This window comes from Pseudocitrobacter cyperus, from assembly GCF_039889165.1.
Taxonomy (GTDB): domain Bacteria; phylum Pseudomonadota; class Gammaproteobacteria; order Enterobacterales; family Enterobacteriaceae; genus Pseudocitrobacter; species Pseudocitrobacter cyperus.
The window spans coordinates 71,891-93,727 of record NZ_JAYMYY010000002.1 but is presented as its reverse complement, the minus strand read 5'-3'; the positions used below and the strand labels follow the sequence as shown (position 1 = coordinate 93,727).

Below are 21,837 nucleotides of genomic sequence, written 5' to 3'. Positions count from 1 at the left end.
AACCCTCTCCCACAGGGAGAGGGAACCGAATTAGAGGGCCGGTAAATTACTTCACATCATCCGGCAGCGCATACGCGACAATATAGTCGCCCATCTTCGTACCAAATGAACCGTGTCCCCCTGCGGAAATCACGACATATTGCTTACCGTTAACTTCATAGGTCATTGGCGTTGCCTGACCACCTGCCGGTAAACGACCCTGCCACAGTTTTTCACCGTTGCTCATGTTGTACGCGCGCAGATAGTTATCGGCAGTTGCGGCGATGAACAGAACGTTACCTGCGGTGGAGATTGGCCCGCCCAGCATTGGCATACCCATGTTAAACGGCACCGGAACCGGCATCGGGAACGGCATGCTGTCCTGCGGGGTACCGATACGTTTTTTCCACACCACTTCGTTGGTTTTCAGATCCAGCGCGGAGATATAACCCCAGGCCGGTTGTTTACACGGCAAGCCAAACGGCGACAGGAACGGGTTCAGGGTAACGCCAAACGGTACGCCGTACTGCGGCTGAATACCGGATTCGGTACCACTGCCTTTCGCATCTTTCGGCGGCTCCATCGGGTTGCCCGGGCCGCGTGGGATCAGTTTAGAGACAAACGGCAGCGCCATCGGGTTAGCAATCGCCACCTGACGGTTCGGGTCAACGGAGATACCGCCCCATTCGAACATCCCCAGGTTCCCCGGGAACACCAGCGTGCCCTGCTCAGACGGCGGGGTGAAGATACCTTCATAGCGCATCTGGTGGAACATCACGCGGCACACCAGTTGGTCGAACATGGTGGCGCCCCACATATCTGCGCCGGTCAGATCTTTCTTCGGACGGAAACTGAGGTCAGAGAACGGCTGCGTTTTGGTGACGTAATCGCCTTTCGCTGCGCCCTGCGGAACCGGTTTTTCCGGTGCCGGCACAACCAGTTCGCCGTTACGACGGTCGAGCACAAAGATGTTGCCGGTTTTCGCTGGGGCGTAGATAACCGGAACCTTCTCGCCTTTCACCGTAATATCCGCAAGCGTTGGCTGGGATGGCATATCCATATCCCACAGATCGTGGTGAACGGTCTGATAGCTCCACGCCAGTTTACCGGTGGTGGCATTCAAGGCGACGATAGAACTGGCATAGCGCTCCTGTTCCGGGGTACGGTTGCCGCCCCAGATATCCGGCGTTGTTACGCCCATCGGCAGATAAACCAGATCCAGCTTCGCATCGTAGGCCGCGGGTGCCCAGGAGTTCGGTGAGTTGAAGGTGAAGGTGTGTTCATCTGATGGGATCGCGTTCGGATCTTTCGCGCCCGGATCGAATGCCCACAGCAGCTTACCGGTGTTCACGTCGAAACCGCGGATAACCCCGGAGGTTTCGCGGGTAGAGAAGTTATCGGTGACTGAACCGGCGATCACGATGGTTTTATCGGTGATAATCGGCGGAGAAGTTGGTTCATACAGGCCCGGCGTGGTGTCCGGCATGTTGGTTTGCAGGTTGAGGATACCTTTGTTGGCAAAGGTTTCGCACAGCTTGCCGGTTTCAGCGTTCACTGCGAACAGGCGGCCATCATTCACTGGCAGAATAATACGACGCGGGCAGTCGGCGACCACTTCCGGGCTTGCCGTTTCGGCACGCGCTTCGTGGTAAGAGACGCCACGACAGGTAACGTGCTGGAAGCTCGGGTTAGAGTTCAGTTGCGGGTCGAAGTGCCACTTCTCTTTCCCGGTTGCCGCATCAAGGGCGAACAGACGCTGGTGGGCGGTACAGAGATAGAGCATGTTGCCGACTTTAATCGGCGTCACTTCGTTGGTTAGCTCGCCCGGATCGTCTTCACGCTTCAGGTCGCCTGTACGGAACACCCAGGCTTCTTTCAGCTTGTGTACGTTGTCTGCGTTAATCTGTTTAAGCGGAGAGAAGCGCTGTCCTTCCTGATTACGGCCATAGGCGGGCCAGTCTTGATCGGCCACATTGGAAATCGGCTCTGCCGGGGTGGCATCAGCGCTGAGCGTACCGTTCACTTCCTGCGGGTCATTGAAGCCCGCCCAGGTCAGGATGCCACCGCTAATCAGCAATGCGACAACCAGCGCGGCAACGGCTCCGCCGGAGGGGATAATCAGGCGACGCCAGACAAACGGCAGGATCAGCCAGATGCCGAAGAAGACCAGAATATCGCTGCGTGGCGTCAGCGCCCAGAAGTCGAAGCCGACTTCCCAAACGCCCCAAATCATGGTCGCCAGCAGGAAAGCGGCATACAGCCAAAGCGCCGCGCGTTTGCTGCGCCACAGCATCACTGCAACGGCCAGCATCACCAGGCCAGCGATAGGATAGTACCAGGAGCCGCCAATGGCGACTAACCAGCCCCCTCCGATGAGAAGATAGAGCCCACAGATAGCCGCAAAAACGGCCGTGAGCACCACGAGTAGCCGTGGTTGTTGTGAATTTGTTTCTGCCATAGAGAATACTCGCGTCAGTTTGTTAATTATTGCTTTCAATTGATTATAGGATTTAACAAGTGTGACTTGTATCACAAATATTGCTTTATTATCCAATTCAGCGGAGAAATCGATTTGCTGGTATACTGACGCGCTTGCCGAACGACGTCTGGACATAGCGCCGGGGTGTCGATAGATTTACCTCTAAAATCATATGGTTAGTTTTATGAAACATACTGTGGAAGTGATGATCCCGGAAGCGGAGATCAAAGCGCGTATCGCTGAATTGGGCCGTCAGATTACTGAGCACTACAAAGACAGTGGCAGTGAAATGGTGTTAGTGGGTTTGCTGCGCGGCTCATTTATGTTCATGGCTGACCTGTGCCGTGAAGTCCAGGTGTCGCATGAAGTCGATTTTATGACGGCTTCCAGCTATGGCAGCGGTATGTCCACCACTCGTGATGTGAAGATCCTGAAAGACCTGGATGAAGACATTCGTGGCAAAGACGTGTTGATCGTGGAAGACATCATCGACTCCGGGAACACGCTGTCGAAAGTACGCGAAATCCTTAGCCTGCGCGGGCCGAAATCGCTGGCGATTTGTACCCTGCTCGACAAGCCATCCCGTCGTGAAGTCGATGTACCGGTTGAGTACGTGGGTTTTGCTATTCCGGATGAGTTCGTGGTGGGTTATGGCATCGATTACGCGCAGCGCTATCGCCATCTGCCGTATGTCGGGAAAGTGGTCTTGCTGGACGAGTAATCGCCGTGTCGTGTCGGATGGCGCTTCGCTTATTCGAACTGCAAAATATAAAGCCGGGGAAGGCTAGCCTCCACCCGGCTTTTTAACAGATGTTACTTGTGGTTCGCGTGTTTCAGCTTGAGATTGGAAATCCCGTGGCGATAACGCTGCTCCAGGGTTTCGCGGTTGGTCGCCGTCACATCGAGATCGCGCAGCAGGCCGTCGTGAATACCATAGGCCCAGCCGTGAACCGTCACTTTCTGCCCACGTTTCCAGGCGGACTGCATAATGGTAGAGTGGCCGAGGTTATACACCTGTTCCATGACGTTCAGTTCGCAAAGCGTGTCCAGACGGCGCTCCTGCGGCATTTCGCCCAGCAGAGAACTGTGTTTGAACCAGATATCGCGAATGTGCAGCAACCAGTTGTTGATAAGGCCGAGTTCCGGGTTTTCAACCGCTGCCTGTACACCACCGCAGCCGTAGTGGCCGCAAATGATGATGTGCTCAACTTCCAGTACATCCACCGCGTACTGAACCACGGAGAGGCAGTTCAAATCGGTATGAATAACCAGGTTGGCAACATTTCGGTGAACGAATAATTCGCCCGGCTCAAGACCGGTTAAACGTTCAGCGGGAACGCGGCTGTCGGAACATCCAATCCATAGAAAGCGCGGTTTTTGCGCTTGCGCCAGTTTCTCGAAAAATCCGGGGTCCTCTTCCACCAGCATTTTTGACCATAGTTCATTGTTGCTGATGAGTGTATCTATGTCTTTCATGGAGGTTAACGACCTGTAACCAAGTAAGTGCGTTGCGCTAATATAGGTCAACTTAACTTTTTTTAAAACCATACATTGAACGCAAGAATTTAAAAGAGATATTCAATGACCATTGCACTGGAACTAAAACAGCTTAAAAAAACTTACCCTGGGGGAGTCCAGGCACTGCGCGGAATCGATCTGCAAGTGGAAGCCGGAGACTTCTACGCTCTGCTCGGGCCGAACGGTGCGGGTAAATCGACCACCATCGGCATTATCAGCTCGCTGGTGAATAAAACCTCTGGCTCCGTCAGCGTGTTTGGCTACGATCTGCAAAAAGATGTGGTTAACGCCAAACGCCAGCTTGGCCTGGTGCCGCAGGAGTTTAACTTCAACCCGTTTGAAACCGTGCAGCAAATTGTGGTGCAGCAGGCGGGTTATTATGGCGTTGAGTACAAAGATGCGCTTGTGCGCAGCGAAAAGTATTTAAAACAGCTTGATCTGTGGGAAAAACGTAACGAACGTGCGCGAATGTTGTCCGGTGGCATGAAGCGTCGTTTGATGATTGCCCGCGCGCTGATGCACGAGCCAAAACTGCTGATTCTGGATGAACCGACGGCGGGCGTGGATATCGAACTTCGCCGCTCAATGTGGGGCTTCTTGAAGGATTTAAACGACAAAGGCACCACGATTATTCTCACCACCCACTACCTGGAAGAGGCTGAAATGCTCTGCCGCCACATCGGCATCATTCAGCACGGCGAGCTGGTGGAAAACACTTCGATGAAAGTCCTGCTTTCTAAACTGAAATCGGAAACCTTTATTCTCGACCTGGCGCCGAAAAGCCCGCTGCCGACGCTGGAAGGCTATCAGTATCGACTGGTCGATACCTCGACCCTGGAAGTTGAAGTGCTGCGCGAGCAGGGGATTAACAGCGTCTTTGCCCAACTCAGCGCACAGGGGATTCAGGTATTAAGTATGCGTAACAAAGCGAACCGACTGGAAGAGCTGTTTGTCTCGCTGGTTCATGAAAAACAAGGAGAGCAGGCATGATGCAGCTTTACTGGGTGGCGCTGAAAAGCATCTGGGCGAAAGAGATCCACCGTTTTATGCGTATCTGGGTGCAGACCCTGGTGCCGCCGGTCATCACCATGACCCTTTACTTTATTATTTTCGGCAACCTGATTGGTTCGCGTATTGGTGAAATGCATGGCTTCAGCTATATGCAGTTTATCGTGCCGGGGCTGATTATGATGGCGGTTATCACCAACGCCTATGCCAACGTTGCGTCATCATTCTTCAGCGCTAAATTTCAGCGCAATATTGAAGAGTTGCTGGTAGCCCCCGTACCGACACACGTAATCATTGCCGGGTACGTTGGCGGCGGCGTGGCGCGCGGGCTTTGCGTGGGGATTCTGGTGACGGCGATTTCCCTGTTCTTTGTGCCGTTCCAGGTGCATTCGTGGCTGTTCGTCGCCTTAACGTTGATCCTGACGGCGGTGCTTTTCTCGCTGGCGGGGCTGCTGAACGCGGTATTTGCCAAAACTTTCGATGATATCAGCCTGATCCCGACCTTCGTGCTGACGCCGCTCACCTATCTCGGCGGGGTGTTTTATTCCCTGACGCTGCTGCCGCCGTTCTGGCAGGGGCTGTCGCACCTGAACCCCATCGTCTATATGATCAGCGGTTTCCGCTACGGCTTTCTCGGTATTCACGATGTGCCGCTGGTGACGACCTTTGGCGTGCTGGTGATTTTTATCGTGGCGTTTTATCTTCTCTGCTGGTCGCTGATCCAGCGCGGGCGCGGTTTGCGTAGCTGACAGTAAAGCCGAAAGCAAATTGTCGGCCCGGTCAGCGATGCGCTGCCGGGCCGTTTTCTTTACTGCAGTTTAATTGTCAGCGTGGCGGTGGCTTCGTAGGTGCCAGCCTCAGGGGCATCACCGGTGGTATTCACCGGACGAGACTTAAACTTGATGCTGCCCTGCCGATTACCAAAGTCTGTGATCGGCAGCCGGGCATTGCCGTTGGGCGCCACGACATTACCTTCGTTATCGGTGATTTTGATCCCAATATCGTCATTGCTGGTTTTCAGATAATCCCCTACATGTTCGTCGTTTTCGCCGGTGATGGCGACGGAAACATCGCTGCCGTCCGCGACGTTGCTACAGGTAAATGTCACATTGGTCGTCTGTTCGCTGGCGTCCGGGCTGGCGCCGTTCAGACGAATGTCGCTGGCCCGCAGGTCAGGAAATTTCACCTCAATGGTTTGCCCGGCGTTGATAGTACAGGACTGCGGGATGGTGATGACGCCAGAGATGTAAAACTCCGCAATGTGTGGGACGGCGGGAGATGGGGTGCCAACGCCGGTTTTTGATAAATAAAGGTTCATTATTTTTGTTGACGGAATAACAATTTGTCCGGAAAGCGGTGCTGCAATATAGATGCGGACGTATCCATGATCTCCAGCGGACATGTCATCCATGATAGCGTTGCCGCACCCTCCTGCGCTGGGATCATTATTGCTAATGTTGTCGAATGGTACTGGAATGTAGGCTTTTAGTTTGCCGGCAATTAGTGTTTCAGTACCAATCTCCAGTTTACCGGGAACCAGTTCATAATAGTACATCGTGTATCCAGAAAAGCGCTGATCCGTATGCGAACCCAGAACATGCAGATCTCCGGTATCGGCACTAAAATAATTGTAGCCACGATAATCAGTATTTGAACAGTCGCATCTGGCGGAATAGGTGCCGGGACTGTCCCATTGTATTTCCTTGACGCTGTTCGTGGGGTCGTTTGAATCATAATTGATGGTTGAGGTGACATCTTTGGTGAAGATATGCGCACCGTTGGTGGCGGCACACCAGCCCGAGCCGCTGCCCATATCATCAGCGAAGGCGGAAGCGGAAACCAGCGCCAGCGCTAACAGACTGAAATGTTTCCCATATTTCTTGATCATGTTCTATTCCCTGCTTACTGGCAAATCGCGCTACCGGTGACAATGCCGTTGTTGTTCTTGCTCGGGTCGAGTTGATAGGCCACGTGGCAGGCTTTATCCGCACTGTTACCCCATGTCACCCACAGTTCGCCGTTTTCCTGTAATCCGCTGATAAAAAGCTGGCCTTTATCGCCGACGATACTGGCGCTCTCATCCTGCTGTTTGCTGACGCTGGCCGTGGCGCCAAATGGCACATAATCGCCATTCGCACGGGTGAGCGTCAGCAGCGCGCGGAAGCCTTTGCGGATATCGAAAGCCACCCGCACAATCGCGTCGCGGGTAGGGATCGCCATCTGGCTGTTGTGGGCTAAATCCACGTCATCAGCAAAGCTTCCGGAATCGAGAGAGACGTCGTTACGGGTGTAGGAGGAAACGTGGGGGATGACGGTATAGCCGCGAAAATCGGTACTGACGCCAGTCTGGCCAAGCACCGGGACATTGGCCGCCCCTGGCGCTTTGACCAGAATGGCGGAACCGGTGATAGGCTGGCTTAAGGTAACGCCGTCGGCGTGGGCGAGAAGGCCGCCGGAGAAGCCATAGTTCACCATTTGCCTGTCGGGAGACCAGCTATAGCCGACGTTAGTATTGCCGTAAGTCCCCTGATAGCTGGTGCTGAACCCTGCGGAATCGCCGTCCTGGTTACTGTGGCTCTGCTGGAGCGACCAGCTCAGGCTGTTGTCTTTCAGCGCCGTGCCGCTCAGCGAAGTGCTGTTAACCGTGGCGCCATTTTTGCTCGTGTTGACGTTGTAATGGGCGTAGGTTGACGCGCCAAACAGCGAGAACGGAACGTTCAGCGAGAACGTAAACATCTGATCGTTCTGATGATAATTATCGCTGTCGTCGTCATCGTTGCCGTAGCGCTGATAGGTGTTACGGTTATAGCTGTAGCTCAGCGAATAGCTGATTTGCTTCCATGAGTTACTGTAGCCCACGCCGAGCGACTCCATCTTCTGCGAGCTGTTCCAGTAGTTTTCTCTCACCCAACTCAGGGACAGCGAGCCGAGGGTGTCGCTAAGCTGCTGGTTAAGGGTGACTTCAAAGCGGTTATGCCGCTTACCGTAATAGTCGTAAAACCGGTCATCGGCATCCATGACATCCTGTAAGGAGTTGTAGCCTTCACTGGCGTAGCGATACCCGGCGATGGAGATGTTTGTTCCGGTGCTCAGAACCCCTTTGCTGTAACGCACGCGCCATGACTGGCCGCTTTCTTTGCTACCGTCATCAAATTTAGCCTGTGACCAGGTGCCATCAACGGTGACCGCGCCGAGCATCGCCAGGTTCTGACCAAAGCCCAGCGCCAGCGACAGATATTTGTCTCCCGCCGCCTGGCCGCAGCCGTAAACGGTCATGCCATACGGCAGGCCGTAGATCAGCGTACCCTGAGCGAAGTTATCTTCCGTATGGTTGCCCTCCCGGTATTTCCCTGCTGTCAGGCTGTACTTCGCGCGCCCTTCACGCTGAAGGATAGGCAATGTGGAGTAGGGGACGACAAAGTGCTGCTCACTGCCGTCGGCCTCTTTGACGGTTACTTCGTAGTCGCCGCTGCTGCCGGTCGGGTACATATCGGGAATTTCGAAGCTACCGGGCGCGACCGCCGTCTGGTACGTAATACGCCCGTTCTGACGGATCACCACCTGGGCGTTGGAACGCGCGACGCCGCGAATGACCGGGGCGTAGCCGCGCTGGCTGTTCGGCAGCATCTGATCGTCAGAAGAGAGTTGCAGGCCGCGAAAGGAAACGCTGTCGAAAACATCGGAGTTGGTATTGCTGTCGCCTGCGACAAACTGGCTCTTCAGCGCGACGATATCACGCGACAGATAGCTGTAAATGTTGTTCCACTCCTGGTGACGATCGCCGTCGCTAGACTGCGTCGTCCAGGTGGAGTAGTTGCGAAAGCGCCATGGCCCAATATTCAACCCAGGTTGCAGTGCGAGGAAATTCGACGCTTCGTCGTCATCACCATCATCGTCGTCGCTGCCGGAGCCGTACATTTTGTAGCCATTGAAGTCGTAGTTCAGCACGACAGCGTTGATCCCCTCATCCCACTGCTCTGGTGGAATGTAGCCGCGAATGGCGTTGGAGATATAGGCCTGCGGAATGCTGAGCCGCAGCTTTTGATTCTGAAAATCGAAATGTTGCGAGGCCGCGGGAATAACCGAAAAGTCCGCACAGTCGGGGGAGTCGTTAAAGGCGGGAAAGAGGTCGGTTTTTACGCCATATTTTTTCAACTCTGCCACGCTGAAGCAACCTTGCAGCGCCGGGCGTTTGCCATCGGCGGTTTTGCCTGCCTGGAAATCGACGTTACGTTTCTCTACAAAGGCGTTGTTGATATACACATCGACATAATAACGCCCGGGATTCTGACTCTCATCGCTCCCAAAGGTGGACAGATCGGTTGTTGCACCGTTGCCGGACTGATTCTCAAGAAACGCCGGGTTAAAATAATCACGGGCAAAACCTGGCGAGGATACTGCACAGGAGAGCAGTACTAGCCACGCGCACCGTGATAGTTTGAAATATGGGGGCGCGCGATGCTGAATGAGATAACTGTTTACAACATCCTTTGTCGTCATATAAATCCGCTGTCTTAAGGTTGCTTATGTTGCGGCCCGGTGCCGCCAAAATCATTAATTAACGCCCAGGTGACCTGGCCGTGCGCGCCTGACGGCAGCGAAAATTGGTCGTTGCTGAAGGGGGCGAGATAGCGCGCTTCTTTTATTTTTACGCCGCCGACGGTTACGTTTGCGAGATTCATGTAATAAGCGGTGGGGTTATTGACTATTAAACGGCCACCTTGTTGTTGCCAGCGTAATTTATCGGTCACGTCTTCCGGTTTTTGTGTTAATGCTTTTGGGCGATAAATAAGTTTAAATTCAGATTTAACGGCTAAAACCAGTTTATTCTGTTGGTCTTCCGGCACGCTGGTGGGGATGGCTTTTATATTCAGCCAAAATAGTGATTCGCGATCCTGAGGAAGATTGCCGCCAGTATTAATGATTCTTAAAACGTTTTTTTGTCTGGCATTCAGACGAAAGAGCGGCGGTGTGACAATAAATGGTACCTCTTCGGCGCTGGCGTTATCTGAACGCACCCAGGACTGAATCAAAAACGGGGCATCGCTGTTGGCGTTTTCTACGGTGATAGTGGCATCTTTCGCGCCACCCGGATAAATCACACGCGTGGCGCCGATAGTGACATCGGCCTGCGCGGGGATGCTGAAAAGCGCGCACAAAATGAGGCTCGCGCGGAGAAAAATCTTCATAGTCACCTGTCATCCTTAACAAAGGGTGGGGATGACCCCACCCGAAAACTGACATCTGCTTAGTTATACTGCAGGTAGAACGTGGCGGTGGCGTCGACAGTGCCTGTCTCCACGGTCGCTGAAGTAGAAACATAGTGGGCTTCGAAGGGGATGTTAACCGCACCATTGGCGCCTGCAGGAATGGCGACGTCGCTTGTCCAGTTATTCACGTCGGTAAAGCTGTAGCCGTCAGATTCCGTGGTTAAACCCGGGTCGGTGACCAGAATGCCGACACCCGTTGCGTCGCCGCCATTTTTTAATACTTTGCCGCTGCCGTAGGCGTCCGCCGTGCCGCTGAAGCGCGCCTGAACCTTAGTGGCCTTGCTGCCGTCGCAGTTAGTCAACTCAATATCGAAGTGCTTAGTACCCTGAACGCTACCTGCTGCACCGCCGAAATCGCCGGGTGCAACGGTAGGTAAGGTGACTGCAATATCTTTGGTTTTGATGGTACAGGCATCTTCCATAATCTTACCGGTAAAGTGAACGGTACCATCACCCGTATCTGCAAAAGCGGCAGCAGAAGATGCGACAGCCAGTGCTAACACGGTGCTTTTTATAATAAATTTCATTTTTCGTCCTTAAATAACGCATATGGGTGAAACATAAAATATTAATACGGAGCCATTTTACCTTTTGTAGGTAATTCAGTGGGGACTGTTTATTTGTCGTCAAACAAAAATAAGAATATATAAATACTTAATTTTTATTGTTTGTTCGTGATGTATTTTTTGTGATTATAAATCATGTGTTCACGATCGCATTATTGCGATAAAACATTTTTCATTTCAGCTCAAATTTATCATCATTCATCAATGTTATTCCGTAGAGTGACCTTTCAACCCGGGAGATAAACGATGTTAGGTTGGGTGATAGCTTGCCATGACGATGCCGCAGAGGAACTGCTGACGCGTCTGGAGAACAAATTTGGCCCCCTGGCCCAGTGTCGGGCGGTCAATTACTGGCGCGGAATGAGCTCCAACATGCTTAGCCGCATGATGTGCGATGCGCTACATCAGGCAGATTCCGGTGAGGGTGTCATTTTCCTGACGGATAAAACCGGTGCAGCGCCGTACCGCGTGGCGGCCCTGATGAGCCATAAACATGAATGCTGTGAAGTGATTTCCGGTATCGACTTTCCGTTGCTTGCCCAGTTCTATCCCCTACGGGAAACCTTAACTAGCGAAGCGTTTCGCAATGCCATTGTCGATCGCGGCCCGGCGGGCGTGAGCAGCTTGTGGCACCAGCAACAAAAAAATCCCCCCTTTGTATTGCTGCATGATGCGTATAAATATTAACCGTAGTTATTGATGTCGCTTTTGTTACAATGGCGGCAGTCATTTGCTGCGGTTCTTATCCATGTTGATGCGTTTTATATTTTTGCTGACGTTGCTGCTTTCCGGCAGTGCGGCAGCGGCTCTGACGGCCCCGCAAGGGCTACCTCCACGCTATATGCAAACCACGGAAGACGCGGCCATCTGGGCGCAGGTGGGCAACCATGTTGTTACGGTTGGCCATATTCGCGCCGGGCAGATCCTCGATGTGTTGCCCACCGCGGCGGATTACTATGAATTTCGCTTCGGATTTGGCACCGGTTTTATCGACAAGAACCATCTGGAGTTAGTGCAGGGGCGGCAGCGCGTAGAGGATGGCCTGGGGGATTTACATCGACCGTCAAGTAATCAGAATCTGATAACCTGGAAAGATACGCCCGTTTATAATGCGCCGGATGCCGGTAGCGCGCCGTTTGGCACGCTGGCGGAAAACCTGCGCTACCCGATTCTTGGCGCGCTGAAAGGGCGTATGAATCAGACCTGGTATCAGATCCGCATCGGCAATCGGCTGGCCTACGTAAGTTCTCTGGACGCCCAAATGGATAATGGGATCCCGGTACTCACTTATCATCATATTCTGCGTGATGAAGAGAACACGCGCTTCCGGCATACATCAACCACCACATCAGTACGCGCTTTCAGCAACCAGATGACCTGGCTGCGGGATATGGGCTATACCACGCTCAGCATGTATCAGCTTGAAGGCTATGTGCGGAACAAAATGAACCTTCCCGCGCGGGCGGTGGTGATAACCTTTGATGATGGTCTGAAATCGGTCAGCCGCTATGCGTATCCCGTACTCAAGCGGTATGGCTTCAATGCGACGGCGTTTATTATTTCGTCACGTATCAAAGCGCACCCACAGAAGTGGGAGCCAAAATCGTTGCAGTTTATGAGCGTTTCGGAACTACGCGGTATACAAGATGTGTTTGATTTCCAGTCACATACGCACTTCCTGCATCGTGTTGATTATGCACGCCACCCGATATTGCTCAGCCGCAGCTATCACAACATTCTGTTCGATTTCAAACGCTCACGCCGGGCGCTGGCGCAGTTCAATCCGCATGTACTCTATCTCTCGTACCCCTTTGGCGGCTATAACGCCACGGCGGTGAAAGCGGCAAACGACGCGGGTTTTCATCTGGCGGTCACGACGGTGAAGGGAAAAGTAAAACCGGGGGATAATCCGTTTCTGTTAAAACGGCTCTACATCTTAAGAACGGATTCGCTGGAGACAATGTCGCGGCTGGTCAGCAACCAGCCGCAGGGGTAGGGCAATCAGGCAACCTGAACCGGAATAGCTTTGGCGGTGCGTTTCATCTCATTGTCGCCTTCGAAGTAGGCCACTTTCGGACGCCAGGTACGAGCTTCTTCATCCGGCATGGTGACGAAGCTTGCGATGATCACGATATCGCCCACTTCCGCGCAGTGCGCTGCCGCACCGTTCACGGAGATGATACGGGAACCGCGCTCTGCTGCGATCGCGTAAGTGGAAAAACGCTTACCATTGGTCACGTTCCAGATATCAATGGCTTCATTTTCGAGAATGCCGGCTGCGTCGAGGAAATCCTGGTCAATGGCGCAAGAGCCTTCGTAGTGCAGGTCAGCCTGGGTCACTTTGACGCGATGGAGCTTACCTTGCAGCATAGTGCGAATCATAACTTCTACCTTTCTACCATAACGATAACAAAGCTGGTGTGAATATCAGCTTCAGGAAATTCCTGGCAGTATTGCCCGATTTTTAATGAGTGTCTACTTATCTGATGGGGTTTATTCGCACAGTTTGCGTACAACGACGATGTGCTGACGGTAATGAATGTATCTCGCTGATTTTTATCCCGTGCCTTCTCGTAAAGATGAAAACCTCGCGCTGACGCCAGGATATTGCCTGTGGATACTGAACGCATGGATGAATAACGCAGGTCTGGACGATGGCAACGGCAGGTACAACACCGCATGATGCGGTTTTCAAACAATTTTTAATGCACCCGGATGCGGCGCGTGATTTTCTTGATATTCACCTACCGGCCGAGATTCGGGCGATATGTGATTTAACGACACTACGGCTGGAGTCCGGGAATTTTGTCGAGGAGAACTTACGGGAGCACTACTCCGATATACTCTACTCGGTGAAGATGCAGGGGGAGCCGGGTTATCTGCATGTCTTGATCGAACACCAGAGCACACCGAGCAAAAAGATCACCTTTCGCATGGTTCGTTATGCGATTGCGGCCATGCATCGCCATCTTGAAGCGGGGTTTGAAAAGCTCCCGCTCGTTGTCCCCATTCTCTTCTATCAGGGGAAAGCGTCGCCTTATCCCTACTCCATGCGATGGCTGGATCTCTTTGCCTCTCCGGAACTGGCGAAGCGGTTATACAGCGAACCCTTCCCGTTGGTTGATATTACGGTCATCCCGGACGACCAAATCATGCAGCACCGACGCGTCGCCGTTCTGGAACTGCTGCAAAAACACATTCGCCAGCGTGATTTAATGCAGATGCTGGAGGATCTGGTCACCTTATTGAACACGGAGTACACTACCGAAAATCAACTAATAACGCTGGTAAACTATATGTTGCTACTGGGTCATACGGATCAAGAAACATTGTTTTTCAGGGAACTGGCAAAGAGATTATCAAAAGAGAAAAAGCTGGGCTCTCTCGGGCAGTGGTTTGAAGATCAGGGAATGGAAAAGGGAATACAGAAAGGGATTCAGGAAGGCGAAGACGCGGCCAGGCAACGGGTTGCTCTGCGCATGTTGAAAAACGGCATGTCGGTGGAACTGGTGGCGGAGATGACCGAACTTCCCCCTGAGGCGATTGCGAAAATGGCTGACGAGCGCTAACGCAAGTTAGCGCTCGTTACGGCAACTTAGCCTAATTCGACGATTTTATTGTCGATTAAACGCGCCTGGCCGAGCCAGGCGGCCATCAGGATCACTGCACGTTTGCTGCTGTCGGTCAGGTCGAGCAGGGTATCCGCATCGCGGATCTGAATATCGTCGGCGCGGAAGCCTTTTTCATTCAGTTCCTGCCCGGCGATCGCGATAATTTCCTGCTGATCGCGCTCACCGTTTTGCAGTTTCTCTGCCACGTTACTCAGCACTTTATAGAGCCCTGGCGCAATTTTACGCTGCTCTGCGGTCAGGTAGCCATTACGCGAACTGAGGGCCAGGCCATCTTTGGCGCGAATAATCGGCACGCCGACGATTTCAATGTCAAAGCCCAAATCGGCAACCATCTTGCGGATCAACGCCAGTTGCTGGAAATCCTTCTCTCCGAAGCAGGCCACATCCGGCTGGATCAGATTAAAGAGTTTGCTGACGATGGTGGAGACGCCGCGGAAGTGGCCCGGACGGCTGGCGCCTTCGAGCATCGTCGAGAGCCCTGGCACATCGACAAAGGTATGGTTTTCGGTACCTTGCGGATAGATTTCCTGCGTCGACGGCGCGAAAACCAGATCCACTTTGCGTTTGTTCAGCTTTTCGCTGTCTTCCTGCAGCGTGCGCGGGTAACGCGCCAGATCTTCCGGACGATCAAACTGCATTGGGTTGACAAAGATACTGACGATCACCACATCGGCGCGGGATTTTGCTTCGTCGACCAGTTTCATATGGCCATCATGCAGATTGCCCATGGTCGGCACCAGCGCCACGCGCTTGCCTTCCATACGCAGGCGACGGATGTGCTGGCGCAGCAGCGGCAGGGTTTCGATAATTAACACAACTTAACTCCTTAATGGAAACTGTGTTCTTCGCCCGGGTAAACGCCGGACTCCACTTCTGCCATATACTGCCGCACCGCAGCGCGGATGTCGCCCGTTTCAGCCAGGAAGTTTTTCGCAAATTTAGGGATATGACCACCGGTAATGCCGAACGCGTCATGCATGACCAGAATCTGACCGTCGGTGACGTTGCCTGCGCCGATACCGATAACCGGAATGGCAAGGGCTTCGGTGACGCGTTTTGCCAGTTCAACGGGCACACACTCCAGCACCAGCAACTGCGCGCCTGCGGCTTCGAGGGCCAGCGCATCGCTGAGCAGCTTATCTCCGGCATCGCCACGCCCCTGTACTTTATAGCCGCCGAAAACATTCACCGACTGCGGGGTTAACCCAAGGTGCCCGCACACCGGAACCGCGCGCTCAGTCAGCATTTTGACCGTATCCGCCAGCCATGCGCCGCCTTCGATTTTGACCATGTTCGCGCCTGCGCGCATCACGATGGCAGAATTTTCAAATGCCTGTTCCGGCGTGGCGTAAGCCATAAACGGCAGGTCAGCCAGCAGCAGACAGTTCGGCGCGCCACGACGCACGGCGGCGGTGTGATAGGCGATATCGGCGACCGTAACCGGCAACGTGGAATCATGGCCCTGGACGGTCATGCCCAGAGAATCACCTACCAACATGACGTTGAGGCCTTCATCAGCAAACAGTTTGGCAAAGCTGTAGTCATACGCAGTGATGGTGGCGAAGCGTTTCTTTTCCTGTTTGCATTTTTGCAATAAGGAGAGGGTGGTTGGTTTCATCATAACCCCTGTAGGACATAGATTTTGTCAATGATATTGGCGCATTGTAGGGGATGAGAGTGATGAATGTTAGTGCTTTTCTGGCGATACTGGCGGGTTTCCCCGCCAGTAAACGAGCTCAGGGATAGGTGACTGAAAAAATGGCGGTGGCTTTAAAATCGCCAGGGCTAATGACTGATGTACCGTCGCGCATCATGGTAGCCTGAAAATGCAGCGTTCTGGCGAGCGGCACCCCTGTGCCGCCTTTGCCGTATATTCCATTCGTCGTGTCGATTTCAGGCTGATAGTCTCGATAGACGGAAGAGGCATCGTTAGGCACGATCACCATTTGTTTGCTTATGCTCGTTGACTTTCCCTGAATCTCAATCCCGACGCCTGAGGCGGCGGAGTCCGTTGTTAGCGTATTCGCCAGCAGGGTGGGTTTCTGTATCCGACGACGGAACTCACCAGGCGGGTTTCGATATTGGTGACGCGATAGCAATTATTCAGCGCGATATCGAAGTCAACCGGGGTGGCTCCGTCAATGATAGTTGCGGGGTTATAGGTTCCCATTTTTACCGTTGACGCCACAACGCTGCTCCCGGAAAGTGCATAGGTGAAACAAGTTGGAGAACTGAGAACGACGTTATTGAGGTCGAGTGTCGCTTTAATAGAATATAATGCGTAGCCCTTACCTGGATTATAGTTTTTTAATGAGAAGTGAGAGCCGTCGGAGCTGAGTAAGGAAATGCTCCCCGATGTGTCAGGATTAAACGTCGCATCATTATAAAACTCGAGATCAATGGTTGCCACAAAACCACCAAATACCTGATAACCCGTAATAAAACCGCATTTATTGTTATCAAAATTGACGGGCTGTTGCGCCTGATCGCCAATGTAGAATGCTTCGCTGGCTGTAATGGCTTTGGTGGTAATGTTGTGTATATAGGCGGTGAAATATAACCCCTGAATATTGGTTTTAAAGAGCTTGTGCCCGCCATAGCTTGCTCCGCTATCGATAAACTTACTTTCCAGCGTGATGGGGCTTGTTGTGCTCATCCCCACGCAGAAAACCTGCCCGTTATTGGCACCGCTGGCGGTATCGACATTCAGCGTCAGTCTGATATTGCTGGGTTGCAGTGCACTCGCGCGAGGGATCACCAGGGTGTTCGACCCTGTAGAAAAATTGGTTGTTGAGGCCCCGTCGCCATTCGGCCCCTGAGTTGAAGACGTTTCATTGCCCACCAGAAACGATCCCTTCGCTAAGGCCTCACTGGCGCACAGCAGCAGGAAAAGCGCCAGCAGGAGAGGGCGATATGCACCCCATTGAGCTCTGTTCATCTTTTTTCTTCCCTGAACTGGTTGGAACATGGTTTTTTGTGTCGCGGCACCGCTGCGCTATTCATAATAAATGGTCACCTGTACGCGAGATTGCACGGCTCCTGGCGTGATAGGTTGTGCCGACAGGATCTTTTGCATCCGGGCGTAAAATGAGTAGTGGGCATTGGTGTAGTCTGCCGGGGTCACGTCATAGACGCTACGCGGTGTGCCATCAATGTTCATGACGTTAAAAATATTATTAGGGTCGTGCGTAGAGAAGATCACTACCCCAATGTTTTGTGCCCCGTTGCTGTCCTCGTTAGCAAAAATTTGCTTTGAGTAGGGGGACATGCTGCCGGAAACGGGCTGGAAGTCGATGGTCATTTTGGTGGGGTTGACGCCGCCAACCGGGGCGCAATCTTTCACCGTGATATAAAAAGGCGAACCCTTGCCATGTAAATCCTCGGGGGTGACGCTGTTATCGAAATCGTTCACGCCCAGGTCGCCCAGATTCACGTACTTGCCACGATCAAATGAAAACTCGCAGGTGGTATTGATGATGTGGGCGGTGATCTCCACGTTGACATCCGCCCGCGTAAACAGCGGCGAGATCAGCAAAGCCACGATAAAAGTGCGTAACCGACGAGCCATATCAGGATCACTCATAGATCACCGTAAACACGGTGTGGGTGGAAAAATTTCCCGCCTGGAGGTTCGCCGAACCGCTTCCGGCGGCGGGAACGATGCGTGTGCTGAAGACTTCGGCAACGGTTTGCTGATCTTTGGCATTGCGCACATCGATGCCGATTAACCTCTGGGTCGACGAGGCGCAGGTGAACTGCACGGCGCCGGAACCTGCCGGGGTGTCGGTGCTCCAGATTTCGGCGGATACGCCATCCGCTGCGCCCGTTCCGCTGAGCGCATTTTTATACCCGCTCCCCACGCCGTTGCCGTCGCAGCCGGTGCTAGGCTTAACGGTCACCCATGCCTGGTTTTCAACCAGCCCCTCGCAATGGCTGAAAACCAGGGAAAACTGTTGTGAATTGGATTTATTGCGCACCGCAGGAAGATAAACATCACCGATATCAACGGTGGCGGTGGGTTGATTATTGCGATCCTGGAGTTGCACGGTACAGGTACTCGGAGTGATCTGCGTCTTCACTGTCAGTTCGAGAGTATTATTACTGGCCTGAGCAACACTACTGCTCAGCGCGACGATTAATGCTGTGAGGGAAAGAAGAAGTCGGTTGACCATGGTGAGTTTTCCCTATCGGTAAATAAAGGTGAAAGTGGCTTTCGCCTGAAAATCACCGGCGACGATATCGCTGGTGCTGGCGCGGCGGATCATGGCCGTTAGATCCATACCGTTCTGGATCTGATCTTTTGTCCAGCGAATGGTGCCTGAACCATCCACTTTAATGGCGCCGATGTTATCGGCGTTGCCCATCGGCTTAAATCCGAGGCCCACGTTTTGCGCAGCACCAGTGGCGGAGAGCGCATTTTCCAGCAGGTAAACAGAGCTTGCCGTTGTGGCTCCGGTAATCGTCATATCCACGCCGCTAATGGCGTTATTGCACGCTGTTGGTAAGAGCTTAAAGCTGGCCTCTGACGCCGCCAGGCGCTGGCTGATTTGCAGAATGGTCATCGCGGGAATGGTCAGAGTATATTGCGCTTCACCGGTTTGTGCCGCGGTGCCCGACGATAACGCGGTGAGTTCCATTGTGCAGGTGGTTTCTTCGATGGTGGCAGTAAAGTCAACGCTGATATTCTGGGCGCGGGCCGGTACGGCCATCAGCGCCGCCATCAACGTGAGTCGTAGAATTGTGCGATAAATCATATGCTTTCCCTAAGACTTACTGCATCTGACATACGACGTTATCCAGCATCAGCGTTTTCCCTTTTTGCGGCGCTTGCTCAGGCAACTGATAATGGATTCGACAGGATTTTGGCTGGCTCTTTTCCATCCAGCGAACGTCCAGGTTGCCCTGCTCGTTCAGTCCTCTGACAAAGGCCTGATTTCCCTGGCCGACAACCCCCATTGATGTGTTGTTTTCAAAGACTTCAGCGGCAAATGGCACCGGCAAACGGTCACTACGGCGTATGTTAAGGATCACCGCGCGCCCCTGATTGGTTTCAAATTTACGTAACAGAACCGCCCCCTGGCGTGGAACGACGGTGGTACTGGTGCTTTTTAGTTCCACATCCTCGTCCAGGCTGTCGATATTCAGGCTGAGGTTATTTTCCCGATAGGGGCTTAACGCGTTGGTTACGCCATAGCCGAAGCGATCGATGGTACTGTTGCCATAGTTAATGCTGGCGCCTTTTGCGCCTGGCGCATTGACGATCGCCAGCGTGTCGTTTTCGTTGAAGCCATCACTGGCAAAGGTTAAGCCGCCAGAGTGCAGGACGAAGCCGCCATCGGTATTCAGCGAATATTGCCGTGAATGGTCGTTGCTGGCGGAGGCCGATGCGCCATACGTCCCCCACGGGGATTCATAACTCAGGAAGGTGCCAACAGTTGAGATCGGGTCGCTCTCTTTCATGCTGCTGTAGCCCGCGCTGACGGTGTAGTTCCACTTGTTATCGGCGCTGTTGCCGTTCACGCTGGCGTTATACTGATTGCTGCCTTTCATGTCGGAGTTGAGGCTGGCGTTGAGGGTTCTGAAACCGCCGCTATCGCTCTCGCGGTGAAACAGTTTATCCAGCGGAATGGTGACGCTCAGATAGACCGAGTCATCTTTGTTGTTGTCCTCATCGTAAGCGCGTTGCAGGTTGATGCTGTAACTGCCCCAGTTAAAAGCGTTGCTGTAGCCAAAGGAGAAGGTACTGCGCGTTTCATTGTCGGCCCAGTAGTCTGTCCATAAGCCGGTTAAATAGAACGAACCGTAGTTGTGCTTGTCGTTCTGCAAAGATTGGTTGAGGCTGACGCTGAACTGGTTTTTCATTCGGCTGTAGGTCGCCATCTGCTGATACTCGCCCTCCGTCGGATGTTTCGCCTGATCGATTAGCGTCAGGGCATCGCTCAGACCGAGGTAATTTTCCGTTGAATAACGGTATGCCGCGAGGTTGACCGAAGTGTTCGTGGGGGTAAATAGTTTATTCCACGACAGCCGGTAGCTCTGTCCCTGATAGACGTTGTCATCCGGAATATCCGTTCTGGCGTGCGTGATGTCAAAGGAGAAGGCCCCTAACGAGGTATTCATCCCCAGGCCGAGCAGGCCCGCGGCGTAGCCGTTATCGGTGAGCTGGAAACCGCTATAACCGGTGAAGGTATTATTCAAACCGTAATAGAACGTGCCCTGGGCAATGCCGGGGTTATCCTGGAGATCGTCCTGGTTAACTTCGCCGATGCTGACATCCCAGCTTCCCACGCCCGGGTGCATCATTTGCACCAGCGAAGAGAAGGGCTGAGTGAAGCTTGTACGCGAGCCATCCGCTTCTTCAACGGTGACTTCAAGCTCAGCGCCGTAGCCGGAAGGCGACAGATCATCAATGACGAATGGCCCTGGCGGCACGGTGGTTTCATAGATTTTGTAACCATTCTGCATGATGGTGACTTTGGCGTTCGATTTTGCCACGCCGCGCACAATCGGCGAGAAGCTGGAGAGAAGCGGCGGCAACATGCGGGATTCGCTGAAAAGACGGATGCCGCGGATGCCGATTGAGTCGAAGGTGTCGCCAGTGGTATTGGTATCGCCCAGCAATAGCTGCGAGCGCAGGGCGGAAATGTCTCTTTGTAGATAGCGATCCTGAAATGCTAGCGAACTGCCGCCACTGTTGCTTTGTGAGTAGTTACCGCGCGAGCGGAAATGCCAGCCCCAGAGGTTGAAACCTGCGGTCAGCCCGGCATACAGGCTTTCGGTTTTATCATCCACATTTTCATTGCGCCATGCGTTGATATCATAAGAAAACATCGCCGCATTTACGCCCTCATCCCACATAGAGGGATCGACGTAGTTGTCATACCCTCTTTGTTGTCATGCCTGCGGAACGCCAATATTCAACTGCTGATCGTTTTCACTGTAGCGAACCACTGACAGCGGAATGAGAGCCGGTAAATCCAGGCAATCTTCCATCGGTGAGGCGTTTTTGCGTAACACGCCAGCGTCAGCGTTGCGTTCTGGCTGATTAATATGCCACTGCGTCAGCAAGGTTTGGGTTACGCAGGGGACAGCGCTTTTCTTTTTGTCGAGCTCAATAAATTCAATCTGCTGGACGCTGACCGGCTTCTCGTTAACGAAAATATTAACTTCATAGGTTCCGGGAAGAGTGGCATTTTCCTTCGCGTAGCGGGTCAGATCCATATTGCGCGCGCTGCTGCCCATCAGAAAGGTGTTATCAAACTCCAGTTGTTCCGCATCCGACAATGCTTGTGGGCTCCAGGCGAGTGCTATCAGAGCAATCATTTGCCCTGACAGTCTTCGTTTGACATCGTCCAGTGAATACATCGTATGTTCCAGAGTAATGA

Annotated in this window: 21 protein-coding genes and 1 pseudogene; 7 read left to right on the top strand and 15 right to left on the bottom strand. The window is 53.1% G+C overall.

All coding sequences use genetic code 11. From position 1 onward, the window contains the following. Positions 1-46: 46 nt before the first annotated feature. Positions 47-2,437, bottom strand: coding sequence for a glucose/quinate/shikimate family membrane-bound PQQ-dependent dehydrogenase (locus VSR74_RS09255; protein ID WP_347794455.1), 2,391 nt, complete (start codon positions 2,435-2,437; stop codon positions 47-49). 205 nt (positions 2,438-2,642) lie between these two features. Here VSR74_RS09255 and hpt point away from each other — a divergent pair, with 205 nt between their 5' ends. After that, positions 2,643-3,179 carry a hypoxanthine phosphoribosyltransferase gene (gene hpt, locus VSR74_RS09250; protein WP_347794454.1) on the top strand — a complete coding sequence of 179 codons (537 nt, stop codon included), beginning with the start codon at positions 2,643-2,645 and terminating at the stop codon, positions 3,177-3,179. A gap of 92 nt (positions 3,180-3,271) precedes the next feature. On the opposite strand, the gene can is transcribed toward hpt, so the two are convergent. Beyond that, positions 3,272-3,934 (bottom strand): carbonate dehydratase, encoded by a 663-nt coding sequence (gene can, locus VSR74_RS09245; RefSeq protein ID WP_149463140.1) that lies wholly within the window; start codon positions 3,932-3,934, stop codon positions 3,272-3,274. A 105-nt stretch (positions 3,935-4,039) separates the two neighbouring features. Here can and VSR74_RS09240 point away from each other — a divergent pair, with 105 nt between their 5' ends. After that, a complete protein-coding gene (locus VSR74_RS09240) occupies positions 4,040-4,966 on the top strand; it encodes an ABC transporter ATP-binding protein (RefSeq protein WP_347794453.1) in 927 nt (308 codons plus the stop codon). Beyond that, the gene (locus VSR74_RS09235) at positions 4,963-5,733 is read left to right on the top strand and encodes an ABC transporter permease (RefSeq protein WP_347794452.1); all 771 of its coding nucleotides are present in this window, start codon (positions 4,963-4,965) and stop codon (positions 5,731-5,733) included. The genes VSR74_RS09240 and VSR74_RS09235 overlap by 4 nt, the downstream gene beginning before the upstream one ends. A 59-nt stretch (positions 5,734-5,792) precedes the next feature. On the opposite strand, the gene VSR74_RS09230 is transcribed toward VSR74_RS09235, so the two are convergent. Genes VSR74_RS09230 through VSR74_RS09215 form a run of 4 tightly spaced genes read right to left on the bottom strand, consistent with a single transcriptional unit; the run spans position 5,793 to position 10,781 of the window. Beyond that, positions 5,793-6,872 carry a fimbrial protein gene (locus tag VSR74_RS09230; RefSeq protein WP_347794451.1) on the bottom strand — a complete coding sequence of 360 codons (1,080 nt, stop codon included), beginning with the start codon at positions 6,870-6,872 and terminating at the stop codon, positions 5,793-5,795. Between the two features lie 14 nt (positions 6,873-6,886). Beyond that, positions 6,887-9,484, bottom strand: a complete 2,598-nt coding sequence (locus VSR74_RS09225) for a fimbria/pilus outer membrane usher protein (protein WP_347794450.1) — start codon at positions 9,482-9,484, stop codon at positions 6,887-6,889. Positions 9,485-9,498: 14 nt separating this feature from the next. Further along, positions 9,499-10,173: a fimbria/pilus periplasmic chaperone gene (locus VSR74_RS09220; protein WP_347794449.1), complete on the bottom strand. Its 675-nt coding sequence runs from the start codon at positions 10,171-10,173 to the stop codon at positions 9,499-9,501. Between the two features lie 59 nt (positions 10,174-10,232). Next, the gene (locus VSR74_RS09215; protein ID WP_347794448.1) at positions 10,233-10,781 is read right to left on the bottom strand and encodes a fimbrial protein; all 549 of its coding nucleotides are present in this window, start codon (positions 10,779-10,781) and stop codon (positions 10,233-10,235) included. 285 nt (positions 10,782-11,066) lie between these two features. On the opposite strand from VSR74_RS09215, the gene VSR74_RS09210 reads away from it, so the two are divergent. Together VSR74_RS09210 and VSR74_RS09205 are read left to right on the top strand one after the other, a co-directional pair. Next, positions 11,067-11,507 (top strand): PTS sugar transporter subunit IIA, encoded by a 441-nt coding sequence (locus tag VSR74_RS09210; protein ID WP_347794447.1) that lies wholly within the window; start codon positions 11,067-11,069, stop codon positions 11,505-11,507. 61 nt (positions 11,508-11,568) lie between these two features. After that, a complete protein-coding gene (locus VSR74_RS09205) occupies positions 11,569-12,816 on the top strand; it encodes a polysaccharide deacetylase family protein (protein WP_347794446.1) in 1,248 nt (415 codons plus the stop codon). 5 nt (positions 12,817-12,821) lie between these two features. Here VSR74_RS09205 and panD read toward each other — a convergent pair whose 3' ends face one another. Next, positions 12,822-13,202 carry an aspartate 1-decarboxylase gene (gene panD / locus VSR74_RS09200; RefSeq protein ID WP_015965876.1) on the bottom strand — a complete coding sequence of 127 codons (381 nt, stop codon included), beginning with the start codon at positions 13,200-13,202 and terminating at the stop codon, positions 12,822-12,824. A 157-nt stretch (positions 13,203-13,359) separates the two neighbouring features. On the opposite strand from panD, the gene VSR74_RS09195 reads away from it, so the two are divergent. Together VSR74_RS09195 and VSR74_RS09190 are read left to right on the top strand one after the other, a co-directional pair. Beyond that, a complete protein-coding gene (locus VSR74_RS09195; RefSeq protein WP_347794445.1) occupies positions 13,360-13,503 on the top strand; it encodes a hypothetical protein in 144 nt (47 codons plus the stop codon). Further along, positions 13,475-14,389, top strand: coding sequence for an Rpn family recombination-promoting nuclease/putative transposase (locus tag VSR74_RS09190; RefSeq protein ID WP_347794444.1), 915 nt, complete (start codon positions 13,475-13,477; stop codon positions 14,387-14,389). The genes VSR74_RS09195 and VSR74_RS09190 overlap by 29 nt, the downstream gene beginning before the upstream one ends. A gap of 26 nt (positions 14,390-14,415) precedes the next feature. Here the strand turns inward: VSR74_RS09190 and panC are convergent, their stop codons facing one another. The 8 genes and pseudogenes from panC to VSR74_RS09150 all read right to left on the bottom strand — a co-directional run bounded on the left by panC (position 14,416) and on the right by VSR74_RS09150 (position 21,817). Then, on the bottom strand, positions 14,416-15,267 hold the full coding sequence (gene panC / locus VSR74_RS09185; RefSeq protein ID WP_347794443.1) for a pantoate--beta-alanine ligase: 852 nt from the start codon (positions 15,265-15,267) through the stop codon (positions 14,416-14,418). Between the two features lie 11 nt (positions 15,268-15,278). Next, entirely contained in the window at positions 15,279-16,070 is a 792-nt protein-coding gene (panB, locus tag VSR74_RS09180) for a 3-methyl-2-oxobutanoate hydroxymethyltransferase (protein ID WP_347794867.1), read from the bottom strand. 118 nt (positions 16,071-16,188) lie between these two features. Beyond that, on the bottom strand, positions 16,189-16,551 hold the full coding sequence (locus VSR74_RS09175) for a fimbrial protein (protein WP_347794442.1): 363 nt from the start codon (positions 16,549-16,551) through the stop codon (positions 16,189-16,191). After that, entirely contained in the window at positions 16,467-17,390 is a 924-nt protein-coding gene (locus VSR74_RS09170) for a fimbrial protein (RefSeq protein WP_347794441.1), read from the bottom strand. Before VSR74_RS09170 ends, VSR74_RS09175 begins: the two co-directional genes overlap by 85 nt. A gap of 57 nt (positions 17,391-17,447) precedes the next feature. Then, the gene (locus VSR74_RS09165) at positions 17,448-18,035 is read right to left on the bottom strand and encodes a fimbrial-like protein (RefSeq protein ID WP_347794440.1); all 588 of its coding nucleotides are present in this window, start codon (positions 18,033-18,035) and stop codon (positions 17,448-17,450) included. Continuing rightward, positions 18,028-18,624 (bottom strand): fimbrial protein, encoded by a 597-nt coding sequence (locus VSR74_RS09160; protein ID WP_347794439.1) that lies wholly within the window; start codon positions 18,622-18,624, stop codon positions 18,028-18,030. Before VSR74_RS09160 ends, VSR74_RS09165 begins: the two co-directional genes overlap by 8 nt. Positions 18,625-18,636: 12 nt before the next feature. Further along, complete coding sequence (locus VSR74_RS09155; RefSeq protein WP_347794438.1) at positions 18,637-19,206, bottom strand: fimbrial protein; 570 nt, start codon at positions 19,204-19,206, stop codon at positions 18,637-18,639. Between the two features lie 16 nt (positions 19,207-19,222). Then, positions 19,223-21,817 (bottom strand): annotated as a pseudogene (locus tag VSR74_RS09150) (outer membrane usher protein). Between the last annotated feature and the right edge of the window lie 20 nt (positions 21,818-21,837).